This window comes from Pseudomonas sp. NPDC089569 (genome assembly GCF_050280625.1).
In the GTDB taxonomy this organism is placed as follows: Bacteria; Pseudomonadota; Gammaproteobacteria; order Pseudomonadales; family Pseudomonadaceae; genus Aquipseudomonas.
Genome location: NZ_JBNNVQ010000070.1, coordinates 1 through 15,389 on the forward strand (window position 1 = coordinate 1; position 15,389 = coordinate 15,389).

General features: G+C 59.7%; 14 protein-coding genes. 8 read left to right on the forward strand and 6 right to left on the reverse strand.

Features of this window, described 5'->3' with window-relative positions:
- From ACQKP2_RS22465 to bfr, 3 genes are all read left to right on the forward strand, one after another.
- The coding region (locus ACQKP2_RS22465) for a L17 family ribosomal protein (RefSeq protein WP_427579598.1) at positions 1 to 123 on the forward strand (123 nt) is incomplete at its 5' end.
- A 192-nt stretch (positions 124 to 315) separates the two neighbouring features.
- Positions 316 to 1,770, forward strand: coding sequence for a catalase (locus tag ACQKP2_RS22470; RefSeq protein WP_427579553.1), 1,455 nt, complete (start codon positions 316 to 318; stop codon positions 1,768 to 1,770).
- A 150-nt stretch (positions 1,771 to 1,920) separates the two neighbouring features.
- On the forward strand, positions 1,921 to 2,385 hold the full coding sequence (bfr, locus tag ACQKP2_RS22475) for a bacterioferritin (RefSeq protein WP_110965125.1): 465 nt from the start codon (positions 1,921 to 1,923) through the stop codon (positions 2,383 to 2,385).
- Positions 2,386 to 2,450: 65 nt separating this feature from the next.
- On the opposite strand, the gene uvrA is transcribed toward bfr, so the two are convergent.
- On the reverse strand, positions 2,451 to 5,285 hold the full coding sequence (gene uvrA, locus ACQKP2_RS22480; RefSeq protein ID WP_427579556.1) for an excinuclease ABC subunit UvrA: 2,835 nt from the start codon (positions 5,283 to 5,285) through the stop codon (positions 2,451 to 2,453).
- 191 nt (positions 5,286 to 5,476) lie between these two features.
- On the opposite strand from uvrA, the gene ACQKP2_RS22485 reads away from it, so the two are divergent.
- Together ACQKP2_RS22485 and ACQKP2_RS22490 are read left to right on the forward strand one after the other, a co-directional pair.
- Positions 5,477 to 6,874 carry an MFS transporter gene (locus ACQKP2_RS22485; protein WP_427579558.1) on the forward strand — a complete coding sequence of 466 codons (1,398 nt, stop codon included), beginning with the start codon at positions 5,477 to 5,479 and terminating at the stop codon, positions 6,872 to 6,874.
- A 9-nt stretch (positions 6,875 to 6,883) separates the two neighbouring features.
- Positions 6,884 to 7,393 (forward strand): single-stranded DNA-binding protein, encoded by a 510-nt coding sequence (locus tag ACQKP2_RS22490; RefSeq protein ID WP_427579560.1) that lies wholly within the window; start codon positions 6,884 to 6,886, stop codon positions 7,391 to 7,393.
- A 101-nt stretch (positions 7,394 to 7,494) separates the two neighbouring features.
- Here ACQKP2_RS22490 and ACQKP2_RS22495 read toward each other — a convergent pair whose 3' ends face one another.
- Complete coding sequence (locus tag ACQKP2_RS22495; protein ID WP_427579561.1) at positions 7,495 to 8,049, reverse strand: cysteine hydrolase family protein; 555 nt, start codon at positions 8,047 to 8,049, stop codon at positions 7,495 to 7,497.
- A 101-nt stretch (positions 8,050 to 8,150) separates the two neighbouring features.
- On the opposite strand from ACQKP2_RS22495, the gene ACQKP2_RS22500 reads away from it, so the two are divergent.
- From ACQKP2_RS22500 to ACQKP2_RS22510, 3 genes are all read left to right on the forward strand, one after another.
- On the forward strand, positions 8,151 to 9,143 hold the full coding sequence (locus tag ACQKP2_RS22500) for a GlxA family transcriptional regulator (protein WP_427579563.1): 993 nt from the start codon (positions 8,151 to 8,153) through the stop codon (positions 9,141 to 9,143).
- Between the two features lie 276 nt (positions 9,144 to 9,419).
- A complete protein-coding gene (locus tag ACQKP2_RS22505) occupies positions 9,420 to 10,529 on the forward strand; it encodes a DUF3182 family protein (RefSeq protein WP_427579565.1) in 1,110 nt (369 codons plus the stop codon).
- Positions 10,519 to 11,277 (forward strand): alpha/beta hydrolase family protein, encoded by a 759-nt coding sequence (locus ACQKP2_RS22510; RefSeq protein ID WP_427579567.1) that lies wholly within the window; start codon positions 10,519 to 10,521, stop codon positions 11,275 to 11,277. Before ACQKP2_RS22505 ends, ACQKP2_RS22510 begins: the two co-directional genes overlap by 11 nt.
- A gap of 118 nt (positions 11,278 to 11,395) precedes the next feature.
- Here ACQKP2_RS22510 and ACQKP2_RS22515 read toward each other — a convergent pair whose 3' ends face one another.
- From ACQKP2_RS22515 to ACQKP2_RS22530, 4 genes are read right to left on the reverse strand one after another with little or no spacing between them, the layout of a single operon-like run.
- Positions 11,396 to 12,382: a lysylphosphatidylglycerol synthase domain-containing protein gene (locus ACQKP2_RS22515; protein WP_427579569.1), complete on the reverse strand. Its 987-nt coding sequence runs from the start codon at positions 12,380 to 12,382 to the stop codon at positions 11,396 to 11,398.
- Complete coding sequence (gene clsB, locus ACQKP2_RS22520; protein WP_427579570.1) at positions 12,369 to 13,661, reverse strand: cardiolipin synthase ClsB; 1,293 nt, start codon at positions 13,659 to 13,661, stop codon at positions 12,369 to 12,371. Before clsB ends, ACQKP2_RS22515 begins: the two co-directional genes overlap by 14 nt.
- Positions 13,658 to 14,455, reverse strand: coding sequence for an endonuclease/exonuclease/phosphatase family protein (locus tag ACQKP2_RS22525; RefSeq protein WP_427579571.1), 798 nt, complete (start codon positions 14,453 to 14,455; stop codon positions 13,658 to 13,660). The genes clsB and ACQKP2_RS22525 overlap by 4 nt, the downstream gene beginning before the upstream one ends.
- Positions 14,452 to 15,378 carry a DUF72 domain-containing protein gene (locus ACQKP2_RS22530; protein ID WP_427579573.1) on the reverse strand — a complete coding sequence of 309 codons (927 nt, stop codon included), beginning with the start codon at positions 15,376 to 15,378 and terminating at the stop codon, positions 14,452 to 14,454. Before ACQKP2_RS22530 ends, ACQKP2_RS22525 begins: the two co-directional genes overlap by 4 nt.
- Between the last annotated feature and the right edge of the window lie 11 nt (positions 15,379 to 15,389).

Here is a 15,389-nt window from a genome sequence, read left to right on the forward strand (position 1 = left end):
ACCCGTGAGGGTGGCTTCCTGCGCATCCTCAAGTGCGGTTTCCGCGCTGGCGACAACGCGCCTATGGCGTACGTCGAGTTGGTTGATCGTGCTGTCGGCGGCGAAGCTGTATCCGCTGAGTAAGACGTCAGTCTGAAACGAAGAACCGGGCCTAGTGCCCGGTTTTTTGTGTGCGTATGGAAAGTGGATTTCAGTTCGTTAGTTATTTTCTATCGATAGCAGGTGTTTAATGAATTAGTAAGTGTCATGTCGCTCATCAATACTTCCTCTCAGCCGATTAGCCGGCAATTTGAGACTGAGAAAGGAAGAAAACGCATGAGCCAGAATAAGACGCTTACCACCGCCAGTGGCGCTCCTGTTGCCGATAATCAGAATTCCCGTTCCGCCGGGCCTCGTGGCCCGCTGCTGCTTGACGATTTTCACCTGATCGAAAAACTCGCTCACTTCAACCGGGAAAACATCCCGGAGCGCCGTGTGCACGCCAAAGGCTCAGGGGCCTATGGTACGTTCACAGTAACGCGCGATATCACTCAGTACACCAGTGCCAGGCTCTTTGAGACAGTTGGCAAGCAGACGCCTACTTTCTTGCGATTTTCCACCGTCGGCGGCGAGCGTGGTTCGGCGGATACCGAGCGCGACCCTCGGGGTTTTGCCTTGAAGTTTTATACCGAAGAAGGCAATTGGGACATCGTGGGCAACAACACGCCAGTGTTCTTTATCCGTGACCCACTGAAATTCCCGGACTTCATCCACACGCAAAAACGTTTGCCGCAAAGCAATCTCAAAAGCGCACAGGCCATGTGGGACTTCTGGTCGCATTCGCCCGAGGCGCTGCATCAGGTCACTATCCTGTTTTCAGATCGCGGCATCCCGGACGGATACCGCCATATGCACGGCTTTGGTAGTCATACCTACAGCCTGATCAGCGCCAGCGGTGAGCGCCACTGGGTCAAGTGGCATTACAAGACTCAGCAAGGAATCAAGAACCTGGCGCCGGCAGAAGCGGCACGCCTGGCGGGTACTGACCCGGATTATTCTCAGCGCGATTTGTTCGAGGCCATTGAGCGCGGCGATTTTCCGAAGTGGACTGTGTGCATGCAGATCATGTCTGAAGCCCAGGCAAGCGCTCATTACGAAAACCCATTCGACGTTACCAAGACCTGGTCACAGAAAGAGTTTCCCTTGATCGAGGTGGGTGAGCTTGAGCTCAACCGTAATCCGCTTAACTACTTCGCTGAGGTCGAGCAGGCCACTTTTGGTCCCAGCAACATGGTGCCCGGTGTGGGCTTGTCTCCTGACCGTATGCTGCAAGGTCGGGTGTTCGCGTACGCTGATGCCCACCGCTACCGTGTTGGCACAAATCATCAGCAACTGCCGGTGAATGCTCCGCGCAGTCCGGTACATAGCTATCAGCGCGACGGAGCCATGGCGTTGGGAAGCAATGGAGGTGCAGCGCCCAATTACGAACCCAACAGTTATGTCGACTCACCCAAGCAGGCACCTCGTTACGCTGAACCTGCATTGGCTCTGGCGGGTGCGGCGGATCGTTACGATCATCGCGAAGATACTGATTACTACAGCCATGCCGGTGCACTCTTCCGTCTGATGAGTGATGAGCAGAAATCGCTTCTGGTAGGCAACATCGCGGGTGCGATGGCGGGTGTTTCCAGTGATGTGGTCGACCGTCAATTGCAGCATTTCTTCAAGGCCGATCCGGCGTATGGAGAAGCAATCGCAAGGCTGCTCAACGTACAGCTGAACGAAGTCTAAATGAGAAGCAGAACCGCCCTTGTTTGGGCGGTTTTTGCGTTATTTCAGCTGCTTTTCTCAGAATATCTTCGCTTTTATTGCGTGTGTTGAGTGACGTAATGGCCAGGTTGGTTCAAAATAAGGGCATTTCATGCAGGGAGATGTAGGGCGATGAAAGGCCACCCAGACGTTATCGATTACCTCAACACGTTGCTGACCGGCGAATTGGCCGCTCGCGACCAATATTTCGTTCATTCACGGATGTATGAGGACTGGGGATTCACCAAGCTCTACGAACGAATCAATCACGAGATGGAAGAAGAAGCAGGGCATGCCGATGCATTGATGCGCCGGATCCTCATGCTCGAAGGCACGCCACGCATGCGTCCTGATGATCTCGATGTCGGTACGACAGTGCCGGAGATGCTCGAGGCGGACCTGCGTCTTGAGTACAAGGTGCGCGCGGCTCTGTGTAAAGGCATTGAACTCTGCGAGAAGCATCAGGACTACATCAGTCGCGAAATCCTGGAAGTTCAGCTCAACGACACCGAAGAAGACCATACCTATTGGCTGGAAAAGCAGTTGGGCCTGATCAAGTTGATCGGTATCCAGAATTATCTGCAATCCCACGCCTGATTCGGTCAGGTACAAAAAAGCCCCGGTCACTATTGAGGTGACCGGGGCTTTTTCATGGGCCTGATTCAGGCTCGATCCCGCTCCAGGAGTGGTTTGAGGTAGTAGCCTGTATGGGATTGCTTCATTTCCGCGACGTCCTCCGGTGTACCGACGGCGATGATTTGACCGCCCTTGGAACCACCCTCCGGCCCAAGGTCCACCAGCCAGTCAGCCGTCTTGATCACATCAAGGTTGTGTTCGATCACCACCACGGTGTTGCCGTGGTCGCGCAGTCGATGCAGAACGTCGAGCAATTGCTGGATGTCCGCGAAGTGCAGGCCGGTTGTCGGCTCATCGAGGATATACAGCGTCTTGCCGGTATCTCGCTTGGACAGCTCACGAGACAATTTGACCCGCTGGGCTTCGCCACCCGACAGCGTGGTCGCTGATTGTCCCAGCTTGATATAGGACAGGCCGACATCCATCAGCGTCTGAAGCTTGCGTGCCAATGCAGGCACCGCATCGAAGAACTCCCGGGCCTCTTCGATGGTCATCTCGAGGGTTTCGTGGATGCTCTTGCCCTTGTATTTGATCTCCAGCGTCTCGCGGTTATAGCGCTTGCTCTTGCAAACGTCGCACGGCACGTAGATATCCGGCAGAAAGTGCATTTCCACCTTGATCAGGCCATCGCCCTGGCAGGCTTCACAGCGTCCACCCTTCACGTTGAAGGAGAAGCGCCCCGGGCCATAGCCGCGAGAGCGGGACTCCGGCACGCCGGCGAACAGCTCGCGAATCGGTGTAAACAAACCGGTGTAAGTCGCCGGGTTGGAGCGCGGGGTGCGTCCGATCGGGCTCTGGTCGATGTCGACGACCTTGTCCAGGTGTTCCAGACCCTTGATGCTGTCGTGAGGCGCTGCTTCGAGTGTCGTTGCGCCATTCAATGCCGTAGCGCTCAAAGGGAAGAGCGTGTTGTTGATCAGCGTCGACTTGCCCGAACCGGACACGCCGGTCACGCAGGTCAGCAGGCCGATCGGAATTTCCAGATCGACATTGCGCAAGTTGTTTCCCCGGGCGCCCTTGAGCGACAGGGACAGTTTCTTGTTGCGCGGCGTGCGTTTGGCGGGAACCTCGATCTTCACCCGGCCCGACAGGTATTTGCCGGTCAGGGAGTCCGGATGGGCCATCACCTGCGCTGGTGAGCCTTCGGCGACGATGCTGCCGCCATGAACACCGGCACCCGGGCCGATATCCACGACATAGTCGGCCAAGCGAATCGCGTCTTCGTCGTGCTCGACCACGATGACCGTGTTGCCGATGTCACGCAGGTGCTTGAGTGTGCCCAGCAGACGGTCGTTATCGCGTTGATGCAGGCCGATGGAGGGCTCATCGAGGATGTACAGGACGCCGACCAGGCCTGCGCCGATCTGGCTGGCCAGACGAATGCGCTGCGCCTCGCCGCCGGACAGCGTATCCGCGCTGCGATCCAGCGAGAGATAGTCGAGGCCGACGTTCACCAGAAACTGAAGGCGCTCGCGAATTTCCTTGAGGATCTTGTCCGCGATCTCTCCACGGCGCCCGGTCATCTTCAGCTCGCCGAAGTATTCACAGGCATCACCGATAGGCAGGTTGGTCACCGCCGGCAGATTTTTCTCGCCGACCCATACGTGCCGCGCTTCACGCCGCAGTCGGGTGCCGCGACAGTCAGGGCAGGACTGGGTGCTGAGGAATTTGGCCAGCTCTTCACGCACCGACGCCGATTCGGTTTCACGATAGCGACGCTCCAGGTTGGGCACGATACCTTCGAAGGGGTGCGATCGCTTGACGATGTCGCCACGGTCGTTGAGGTACTTGAAGTCCACGTTTTGGGAGCCACTGCCGTGCAAAATGACCTTTTGCTGATCGGCCGGCAGTTCGCTGAATGGCAGTTCCAGACTGAATTTGTAGTGTGCTGCCAGTGAGCCGAGCATCTGGAAATAGTAGACGTTGCGCCTGTCCCAGCCACGAATCGCGCCTTCGGCCAGGGTCAGCTCGCCGTTGACCAGTCGCTTGATGTCGAAGAATTGCTTCACGCCCAGACCGTCGCACGTCGGACAGGCACCAGCTGGGTTGTTGAAGGAAAACAGCTTGGGCTCAAGTTCGCTGATGGCGTGGCCGCAGATCGGGCAGGCGAATCGAGCGGAAAAGATCATCTCCTCACCCGGCTCATCGTCCATTGGCGCCACCAGGGCGATACCGTCCGCCAGCTTCAGCGCCGTCTCGAAGGATTCGGCCAGGCGTTGCTGCAGATCGGCGCGAACCTTGAAGCGGTCGACCACGACATCGATCGAGTGTTTCTTCTGTTTATCCAGCTTCGGCAGATCGTCCAGCTCGCAGAGCCTGCCATTGACCCGGGCGCGGACAAAGCCCTGCGCGCGCAGCTCTTCGAAGACCGACAGGTGTTCGCCTTTGCGTTCGCGGATCACCGGGGCCAGCAACATCAGCTTGCTGCCCTCTGGCTGGGCGAGGACCAGGTCGACCATCTGGCTGACGGTCTGCGCCTCCAGCGGAATGTCATGGTCCGGGCAGCGCGGGGTGCCGACGCGGGCGTACAGCAAACGCAGGTAGTCGTAGATTTCGGTGATGGTGCCGACGGTGGAGCGCGGGTTATGCGAAGTCGACTTCTGTTCGATGGAAATCGCTGGCGACAGGCCTTCGATGGTATCGACGTCCGGCTTTTCCATCATCGACAGAAATTGCCGGGCATAGGCCGAAAGCGATTCGACGTAGCGACGCTGGCCTTCGGCGTACAGCGTATCGAACGCCAGGGACGACTTGCCGGAGCCGGACAGGCCGGTGATGACGATCAGTTTGTCCCGTGGCAGGGTCAGGTCGATGTTCTTCAGGTTGTGGGTTCGAGCCCCACGAATCAGGATCTTGTCCAAGGTGGCCTCGCTCGGCGGGCGTCGAAAACACAGGAGTATACGTCCAAATACTGGATGGATGCACACTATCGAACGATGTCGTCACAGCCTTACATGAAACGTCTTTCATCTACGCGCGGCAAAGCGTCGCGATATACCCTGCCAATCGATGGGACTGGTAGAATCGCCGCCGGTTCACATGAGGTTTTTCCATGCACGATCCCCACAGCGAACGCATGAGTGGCAGCGAGACCCGCGCAGCGAGCGGGCTGGCCCTAGTGTTCGCCTTCCGTATGCTTGGCATGTTCATGGTGTTGCCGGTACTGGCGACCTACGGCATGGACCTGGCCGGAGCGACCCCTGCCCTGATCGGGCTGGCAATTGGCGCTTATGGCCTGACCCAGGCGATTTTCCAGATTCCATTCGGTTTCATTTCCGATCGTATCGGCCGCCGCCCGGTGATTTACCTGGGGCTGATCGTCTTTGCGCTCGGTAGCGTGCTCGCCGCCGGTGCCGATTCGATCTGGGGCGTGATAGCCGGACGCATTCTGCAAGGTGCCGGGGCGATTTCCGCTGCGGTCATGGCGCTACTGTCGGACCTGACTCGTGAACAGCACCGGACCAAGGCCATGGCCATGATCGGTATGACCATCGGTCTGTCGTTCGCTTTCGCCATGGTGGTGGGGCCCCTGTTGACCCGCGCTTTCGGCCTGTCCGGGTTGTTCCTCGCCACCGGCGGCATGGCATTGATGGGCATCGTGATCGTGATGTTCATGGTGCCGCGCTCCACTGGCCCGCTGCAGCATCGCGAGTCCGGGGTTGCGCGCCAGGCGTTGATACCGACGCTCAAGCATCCGGATCTGCTGCGCCTGGACCTGGGCATTTTTGTGTTGCACGCGATGTTGATGTCGAGCTTCGTCGCGCTGCCGCTGGCGCTGGTCGAAAAAGCCGGATTGCCCAAGGAGCAGCACTGGTGGGTGTACCTGACAGCGCTGCTGATTTCTTTTTTCGCCATGATCCCGTTCATTATCTACGGCGAGAAGAAACGCAAAATGAAACGAGTTTTACTCGGCGCCGTACTGACGCTGATGCTCACTGAGCTATTCTTCTGGCAGTTTGGTGACAGCCTGCGGGCCCTGGTGATCGGAACGGTGGTGTTCTTCACCGCGTTCAACCTGCTGGAAGCTTCGTTGCCGTCGTTGATCAGCAAGGTGTCACCGGCAGGCGGCAAGGGCACGGCCATGGGGGTGTATTCCACCAGCCAGTTCCTCGGTTCGGCACTGGGTGGCATCCTCGGTGGCTGGATGTTCCAGCATGGCGGTCTGTCGGTTGTGTTCCTGGGATGCGCCGCGCTGGCTGCCCTCTGGCTGGCCTTTGCTGTTACCATGCGTGAACCTCCCTACGTGACGAGCTTGCGCTTGCCGTTGTCGCCCGAGGCGATCCGCGAAGCGGGTCTGGTCGAGCGCCTCAAGGCCGTCGTAGGGGTAACAGATGCGGTAATCGTTGCCGATGAAGCGGCGATTTACATCAAATTGGATACCGAACTATTGGATCGCACGACCCTTGAGCGCCTGGTGAACAACCCGGCCGAGGCAGCGTGCGTAGCCTAGGAGAACGTTATGGCCCGTGGGGTTAACAAAGTCATATTGGTCGGCACTTGCGGCCAGGATCCCGAAGTTCGCTACCTGCCTAACGGTAACGCTGTGACCAACCTGAGTCTGGCTACCAGCGAACAGTGGACCGACAAGCAAACCGGTCAGAAGGTCGAAAAAACCGAATGGCACCGCGTGTCGATGTTCGGCAAGGTTGCAGAAATCGCCGGTGAGTACCTGCGCAAAGGTTCGCAGGTTTACATCGAAGGCAAGCTGCAAACCCGCGAGTGGGAAAAAGACGGTATCAAGCGTTACACCACCGAAATCGTGGTAGACATGCAAGGCACCATGCAATTGCTGGGTGGCCGTCCGCAACAGGGCGACCAACAAGGCGGCAACAACTACCAGCAGTCCGCGCCACGCCAGCAGGCTCCGCGTCCTCAGCAGTCGGCACCGCAACAGCGTCCGGCGCCACAGCAGGCCGCACCGCAACCGGCTCCGGACTTCGACAGCTTCGATGACGACATTCCGTTCTGATTGAAATCGTCACTCGATAGACAAAACAGGCCAGTAGCGTGAATGCGCTACTGGCCTTTTGTTTTTTACGACGGCTACCTGGGTGAAGCCTTGCCCTCACTTCAGTGGCTGGCGGACAGGAACTCGTCGGTGGATATCACTTTGGCGTAGGCGAAGCCCAGGGCCGACATGAAGGCGGCATGCACCTGGGCTGCGGGAACGGTCAGGCCGTTGAACTCCAGATCGCGGGAGGCACAGGCGTCGTGGATCACCGTGACGCTGTAACCCAGGTCATTGGCGGCGCGGGTGATGCCGTCGACGCACATGTGGCTCATGCTGCCGACCACCACCAACTCCTTGATGCCTTGTTCATCCAGGATCGATTGAAGCTCGGTTTCGCGGAACGAGTTGACGAAGTGCTTGAGCACGACAGGCTCGTTGCCCTGGTTGAGGACTTTGGGGTGCAGCTTCGCTCCCTCCGAGCCTGGGGTGAAGAAAGGTGCGGCATCGGAGGTGAACTCATGGCGGATGTGCACCACCGAATCGCCGGACTCGCGAAAGGATTTGAGCAGGCGTACCGCGTTGTCTGCGGCGGCATCGGCGCCGACCAGCGGCCACTTGCCTTGAGGGAAGTAGTCGTTTTGGATATCAACTACGATGAGTGCTTGCTTGGCCATGACAGTTTCCTCGAAGTGCGGTTTGGGTGTGGAATGAGTATTGGCTCTGGCTGGCCATCCGGGGATTGGCCGCACCGACAATAGAAAGGGGAAAACTGACAATGGACGCAGATCGGGCAATCACGGAACTGGGCGTGTTGATCTATCCCGGCGCGCAGATGGCGGCGGTGCATGGGTTGACCGATCTGTTCGGGGTGGCCAACCGAATCGCTGCCGAGCATCAGAGCGCACACTTGCCGTTGTTGCGGGTGAGCCACTGGCAGGTTGATGGCGATCGACCACCGGCGCGCGTCTACGACAGCCATCCCGGTGTTGGCGATGCGTTGGTCGCGGTGTTGATTCCGCCCTCGATAGGCGGGTTCCGCGAAGGCCAGGCACCACAGGCGTTGATCCACTGGCTGCGACAGCAGCACGCCAATGGCGCCACCCTTGGAGGCGTCTGTGTGGGCTCGATTCTGCTGGCCGAAAGCGGGCTGCTCGATGGTCGAAGCGCCACCACCCACTGGACCTCGGCCAAGACCTTCGCCGAGCGTTATCCGGCGATCAAACTCAAGGCCGATACCCCCATTGTCGATGACGGCGACCTGATCACCACCGCTGGACTGATGGCCTGGTCCGAGCTCGGGTTGCGCCTGGTGAACCGCCTGCTGGGGCCGAGCATCGCCAACGCGACCGCGCGTTTTCTGGTGGTGGAACACAGCGACAGCGCCAGTGAGTGTGGCAGTAACTTCGCGCCGATACTCAGCCATGGCGATGCCTCGATTCTCAAGGTACAGCATTGGCTGCAAAGCACCGGGGCGACGGACGTTTCACTCGGTGCCATGGCCGCGCGGGCCGGGTTGGAGGAGCGCACCTTCCTGCGCCGTTTTCGTACGGCGACCGGGCTCAAACCCACGCAATACTGCCAGCATCTGCGGGTCGGAAAGGCGCGTGAAATGCTGGAGTTCACCAATGGCACGATCGACCACATTGCCTGGACCGTGGGCTATCAGGACCCCGGCGCGTTTCGCTCCACTTTCAAGAAAATCACCGGCCTGGCGCCGAGCGATTACCGGGCAAGGTTTGGCGTGACGCCGGTCGCAGCGACCCGATAGCCGCAGCTCCATTGCCCCTCTGTAGGAGCGAGCATGCTCGCGATTCGGTGGATCAGTCGACAACATTGTTGAGGGACTCACCGAATCGTCGGAACGCCGGCGGGAATCGTGCAAAATGCCGGAATTCTAAAAGCGCTCGTGCAGAATCAAACAGGCCTCCTGCCATCACGGTTCACGCAACTCGCTGATTTCAAAATCCCTTTCCCATCATCCCGATTGGCCTGATCCCTGCACCCCTTCCGCTACATTCATCCAGCACCGCTTGAAGGGGGATGCATGACCCCAACGAATTCCAGGAAGCTGGTGGTCGCCCACTCAGTGCGCCCCGATGCGCCACAGCATGAAGTCCAGACCAACCGCGCGCTGGCCAGGTGGCTGGCACAAATCCTCGGGCTCAAGTTCGGTGGTCGTTACGACCCGCAGCAACATCGCGGTCATGACCTTTACCTGCTGCCGACCCAGACGCTGGTCGGTCCAGCGGCTGCGCGGCAGTTGGGGGTCAAGGGGCCGGAGGATTTGTGGGGTGGCTATGTCGAACATGACTTCATCTGCACCAAAGCCATCAGCCACGGCCTGCTCAATCACCTGGCCCCTGCGCCAAAAGGCTGGGCTCCGTTGTTTTCCGAACGGGTGCGCAATGTCGTGCTCGATGGCCTCAGCGTGTTTTCCCTCGACGACGCGCGGCCGGCGGCGGAGCATTTGCTCTACAGCGGTCCGATACGCCTCAAGCCGATTCATGCTTGCGCCGGGCGCGGTCAGGAAGTGATCAGGAGCCTCGACCAGTTCGACGAAATGCTCGCTCTGCCCGAAATCAAAAACCTTTTTACCGAAGGCGTGGTGCTGGAGCAGGACCTGGATCAGGTGATCACCCACAGCGTCGGACAGAGCTTCATCGGCGACAAGGTGCTCAGCTACTGTGGCGAGCAATACTTGACCACAGACGCGCACGGCGAAGACGTGTACGGCGGCTCTGACCTGCTGGTGGTGCAAGGCGATTATCGGGATCTGCTGAGACTGGACCTGCCGGAGGACGTGCGGTTGGCAATCCGCCAGGCACAAGTGTTCGACAGCGCCGCCGATGAAGCCTATCCCGGTTTCTACGCCTCAAGGCGCAACTACGACATTGCCCAGGGCGTGGCCAGCGACGGCAAGCGGCGCAGCGGCGTGCTTGAACAATCCTGGCGCATGGGCGGTGCCAGCAGCGCCGAAGTGGCCGCGTTGCAGAGCTTCGTCAACGATCCGGCGATGCGCGCCATCCGAGTGTCTTCGGTGGAAACCTACATCGATCAGGCGCTGCCGGCCGATGCCATCGAGGTGTACCGCGGCCCGGCGCAAGACAGTGATTTTCTCCTCAAGTATGTAACGGTCAAATCCTATGACGGCTAGAAGCGAAAGCATTCAGATCGACATTGACGATGAACAGATGAGCGGGACGTTTCTCTCTCCCAGGTCGAAAGTGCCCGGCGTGTTGTTCGTGCACGGCTGGGGCGGCAGCCAGGAGCGGGATCTGGAGCGGGCCAAGGGTATCGCCGGGTTGGGTTGTGTATGCCTGACCTTCGACCTGCGCGGGCATACCGCAGGTACCGGCATTCCACTGTCCAGGGTGACGCGTGAGGATAATTTGCGCGATCTGATCGCGGCCTACGACCGCTTGCTGGCGCATCCGGCGCTGGATACCTCGGCCATTGCGGTGGTCGGCACCAGTTACGGCGGCTACCTGGCCTCAATCCTCACCTCGCTGCGTCCGGTGCGCTGGCTGGCGCTACGGGTGCCGGCGCTGTACCGCGATGATCAGTGGCACACACCCAAGCGTGACCTGGACACACTCGACTTGCGCGATTACCGCAGCACACTGGTGCGCGCCGATGGCAACCGCGCGCTGCATGCCTGTTCGCAATTTATCGGGGACGTGTTGCTGGTTCAGTCCGAAACCGATGACTACGTGCCCCATGCCACCATCATGAGCTACCGCGCGGCGTGTCAGCAGACTCACTCGCTGACGCATCGCATCATCGACGGCGCCGACCATGCCTTGAGCGACCCGGTTTCGCAACAGGCCTACACCTCGATCCTCGTGGACTGGATCACGGAAATGGTGGTGGGTGAGCGGTTGAGCATTATTCAATCCAATTGATTATTGCCTGATAGATCGCTTTCGCGGGCAAGCCTCGCTCCTACAGGTTTTATGCAACATCTGTAGGAGCGAGGCTTGCCCGCGAAGGCGTCCGCAAGAACACTAGAAATCATCTGGGCTATCTGGGCTTTTTGGAAACCCGCAGCGACTTGGCCTTGGCCTCCACCAGCAAATACATCACCAGCGTGATCAGCAGTGGCAGCAGGAAATAGATCGCCCGATACGCCAGCAATCCTGCCACCAGGCTGCCCCGCGATGCCTCGTGTTGCAGCAATGCCACGAACACGGCTTCGAGCACGCCGAGCCCGGCCGGAATATGCGTGATGACGCCAGCGATGGCGCTGATCAGCAGCACGCCGAGTACCAGCGGGTAGTCGAGTTTGCTCGGCAGCAGGGTGAAGATCACCGCCGCCATCAGCGACCAGTTCAGCGCCCCGAGCGCCAATTGCAGGATCGCCATGCGCAAGGACGGCAAGTTGATTTCCACCCCGCGTATCGCCCACTCGCGACGTTTGGCAAACCGGCAAGCGGCCAGATAACCCGCGCTCAACAGCAGTAGCAACACACCGATCACCTGGAGCGCGTCGCTGCTCAGTTTCCAGCCAGGCGGCATCCGCACCAGGCCGCTGCTGAACATCGCGCCGGCAATCAGCATGTAGCCGAACCAGTTGGTGGCCAGGCTCAGGCCGAGGATTTTCGCGATGTTGCCTTTGCTCACGCCCAGTCGCGAGTACAGCCGATAGCGCATGGCGATACCGCCGACCCAGGCGCTCAGGTTGAGGTTGAAGGCGTAGCTGATAATCCCTACGGGCAGGATCTGTTTCCACGTCAGATTCTGGCGGATGTAGCTGCGCCCGATCAGGTCGAAGCAGGCGTAGACCAGAAAGCTCATCAGTGTCAGCCCCGAGGCGATGATCAACGTGCGCACCTTGAAATCGGCCAGGGTGTCGAATACTTCGCCCCATTCAATGCGCTGGGCGAACATCGTCAACAGCACAATCAGCGCCAGAAAGAACAGCATCGTCAGCGGTCGTTTCCAGCGCCCCCGGCGCGACTTCGGCGAAGAGGCGGCTGGCGACGCCGGGTGAACCTCAGTGCCGTTCATACGGTTCGCTCCCGGTCGCGGAGGTGAACGCTTTCAGGCGCGGTTTATGGGCCGGCAGCCAGCCGGCCCAGGCCGGAAAGTGACGCAGGAAATGGAACACCAGAAAGCCCACGGTCATGTGCCAGACTCGCCCGCGCGGCGCGGTCTCGGGCGATATGACCTTGCAATGGTTGTCGCTGAGATCCTCCAGGCGTTCGAACAGTGTGCGGTTGAATCCGCGATCACGGATCAACACATTGGCTTCCAGGTTCATCGACAGGCTCAACGGATCGAGATTGCTGGAGCCGACCGTGCTCCAGTCTTCATCCACCAGCGCCACTTTGCCGTGCAGCGGGCGATCGCAATATTCGTAGATCTTCACCCCGGATTTGAGCAGGTAGTCGTAGGTCATCCGCGCGGCGAGCTTGGCCACCAGCATGTCCGGTTGTCCTTGCAGGATCAGTCGCACGTCGACACCACGACGGGCGGCGTTGCGAATCTCGCGCAGCAAGCGAAAGCCGGGAAAGAAGTAGGCGTTGGCGATCACCACGCGACGTTTGGCGGTGCGCAGGGCCTGGCGGTAGACCTGTTCGATATCGGTGCGGTGATCGCCATTGTCGCGGTGAACCAGGCGCACCTGGCCGTCGTGATCGCCGATCGCCAGCTCCGAGCGCCGTTGTCGACGCCTTTGCCACCAGTACCGCGCACGCACGGGACGACCGCATTGCAGCAGGGCGAAATGGTGAATGTCGGCCACGGCCGGGCCATGCACCTGCACCGAATAATCCTGTTTGGCTTCAGGACCAAAGTCGGCCAGATGATCAGCGGAAAAGTTGATCCCGCCGATAAACGCAATGGCACCATCCACGACCACGATCTTGCGATGCAGGCGCCTGAACCAGTTGGTGCGCAGGCCCAAATGCTTTGGCGCCGGGTCGAAAATCTGCAAGTGCACGCCGGCATCGCTCAGGGCCGCGAGGTAATCGGTGCTCAGCTCGCCGCAGCCAAACCCGTCGAAACTGGCGGTGACCCTCACGCCGCGTCGGGCGGCATCGATCAATACGCTTTTCAGCTCCTGGCCCACCTTGTCCTCGAAGACGATAAAGGTTTCCAGGAGGATTTCGTTTTCGGCCCGGCGCATGGCTTCGAACACCCTGGGGAAATAGGCTTCGCCGTTTTCCAGCAGCTCGACGCGGTTATTGCCTTGCCAGCGGTACTCGACGTCCACGGCGGCGGGCTCGCTCGCCGGTGGCGCGGCAATCGGTTGCTCGTTGCTTTTCTCCAGCGGCAAGAGGCTCATAGCTCAATGTCCACCGACAGCGGTGCGTGATCGGAAAGGTGTGACCAGGGCCGGGAGGTCAGCACTTTCGGCTGCCGGGTCTTGAGGTTGCGCACGTAGATGCGGTCCAGGCGCAGCGTCGGCAATCGCGCAGGGAAGCTGCGCGCCGGTTTGCCTTGGTGTTCGACGAACGCTTCGCGCAGCCCGCACGGCCTGAGCAGGGCATCGGCACGCTGGCGCCAGTCGTTGAAGTCCCCGGCGACGATCACGGGGGCATCGCCAGGCAGTTCCTTCAGGCGTCGGGCAAGCAGTGTGAGTTGGGCCTTGCGATGGCTTTCGTGCAGGCCGAGGTGGACGCAAATCGCATGCACCTGCGGCCCTTCGCCGGGCAGGCGCAACACACAATGCAGGATGCCGCGATTCTCATGACCGCCAATGGACACATCGAGGTTGTCGTGGTGCACGATCTGAAACTTCGAAAGCAGCGCGTTGCCGTGATCACCCGCCGGATAGACGGCATTACGGCCGTAGGCGAATTGAGGCCAGAGGGTGTCGGCGAGAAATTCGTACTGCGGCATCTGCGGCCAGTTGTCGTAGCGCTTTGGATGCTGATCATGAGTGCCGTGCACTTCCTGCAAAAACACCACATCGGCGGACACGCTGCGTACCGCTTCGCGCAACTGCGGCAGGATGAAGCGCCGGTTCAGCGCGCTGAAGCCTTTGTGGGTGTTGACCGTCAACACCGTGAAGCGGTGCACCGATGTGACGATCGCCGCCTGCTCGTCCGTGGCACCTACAGGCTCGGTGGTGCTCATGGTAGCGCACCTTCGACAACGGGCTTGCCAGGTGCGGTGGACAGCTGTTCATGGAGGTCGAATCGCTCCAGCAGACTGCGCGCATCGAAGGGCGCGCGGACTTTGATGTCGTTATCGAAATAACAAAATACCTCGCGGGATTTGCACTTGCGGGGTTTCTGCCGTGGCGCGATCAACTGCGGATCCTGCGGTTGCCGCCCGTGATGCCAGGCCTCGATCCGCTCGCCCCAGCGTTTCAGTGCCTGGGGCGTGTAACCGCTGGCGTAGAGTTCTTCGGCTCCGTGCAGACGCAGGTAGACGAAGTCGCTGGTGATGTCTTCGCGATAGGGCCATTTGCCGGCGGTGTCGGCGATCACCAGTGCCGTGTTGTAGCGTTTGAGCAGGCGTACGAAGACTGGATCGATGAAGCTTTCGTGGCGGATTTCCACGGCGTGGCGCACTGGCTTTTTCTTGTAAGCCTTGAGGCAGGTGTGACCGTTGAGGTGCGCGTCGTGCTGGCGGGCGAGGGCGGTCGCCTGTTCAGTGTCGTGGGGCAACTGTTCGAGGAAGTGCTCGAACAGCTCTGCATCGAATTTGAAATTGGGCGGGAACTGCCAAAGGATCGGCCCCAGCTTTTCCTTGAGTTCAAGAATCCCGGAGGCAAAGAAGTTCGCCAGGGGTTTATGGACATCGCGCAGACGTTTGATGTGGGTAATGAAGCGCGGGGCTTTGATGCTGAACACAAAGTGATGGGGTGTTTCCGAATACCAGCGGGCATAGCGTTCGGGGCGTTGCAGTGCGTAAAACGATCCGTTGATTTCAATGCTGTTGACCGCCCGAGACGCGAATTGCAATTCGTGTTTGCGGGGCAATCCCTCCGGGTAGAAATCGCCCCGCCAGGGTGTATAGCGCCAACCAGAAATGCCGATATGAATCGCCGCCATGTCGCCTCCCG

Bases quoted from the DNA above. Each gene is read 5' to 3' on its own strand.
- ACQKP2_RS22530 (WP_427579573.1), bottom strand. From the start codon at position 15,378: ATGGCGGCGATTCATATCGGCATTTCTGGTTGGCGCTATACACCCTGG.
- ACQKP2_RS22510 (WP_427579567.1), top strand. From the start codon at position 10,519: ATGACGGCTAGAAGCGAAAGCATTCAGATCGACATTGACGATGAACAG.
- ACQKP2_RS22495 (WP_427579561.1), bottom strand. From the start codon at position 8,049: ATGGCCAAGCAAGCACTCATCGTAGTTGATATCCAAAACGACTACTTC.
- ACQKP2_RS22515 (WP_427579569.1), bottom strand. From the start codon at position 12,382: ATGAACGGCACTGAGGTTCACCCGGCGTCGCCAGCCGCCTCTTCGCCG.
- ACQKP2_RS22485 (WP_427579558.1), top strand. From the start codon at position 5,477: ATGCACGATCCCCACAGCGAACGCATGAGTGGCAGCGAGACCCGCGCA.
- bfr (WP_110965125.1), top strand. From the start codon at position 1,921: ATGAAAGGCCACCCAGACGTTATCGATTACCTCAACACGTTGCTGACC.
- clsB (WP_427579570.1), bottom strand. From the start codon at position 13,661: ATGAGCCTCTTGCCGCTGGAGAAAAGCAACGAGCAACCGATTGCCGCG.
- ACQKP2_RS22525 (WP_427579571.1), bottom strand. From the start codon at position 14,455: ATGAGCACCACCGAGCCTGTAGGTGCCACGGACGAGCAGGCGGCGATC.
- ACQKP2_RS22490 (WP_427579560.1), top strand. From the start codon at position 6,884: ATGGCCCGTGGGGTTAACAAAGTCATATTGGTCGGCACTTGCGGCCAG.
- ACQKP2_RS22505 (WP_427579565.1), top strand. From the start codon at position 9,420: ATGACCCCAACGAATTCCAGGAAGCTGGTGGTCGCCCACTCAGTGCGC.
- ACQKP2_RS22470 (WP_427579553.1), top strand. From the start codon at position 316: ATGAGCCAGAATAAGACGCTTACCACCGCCAGTGGCGCTCCTGTTGCC.
- ACQKP2_RS22500 (WP_427579563.1), top strand. From the start codon at position 8,151: ATGGACGCAGATCGGGCAATCACGGAACTGGGCGTGTTGATCTATCCC.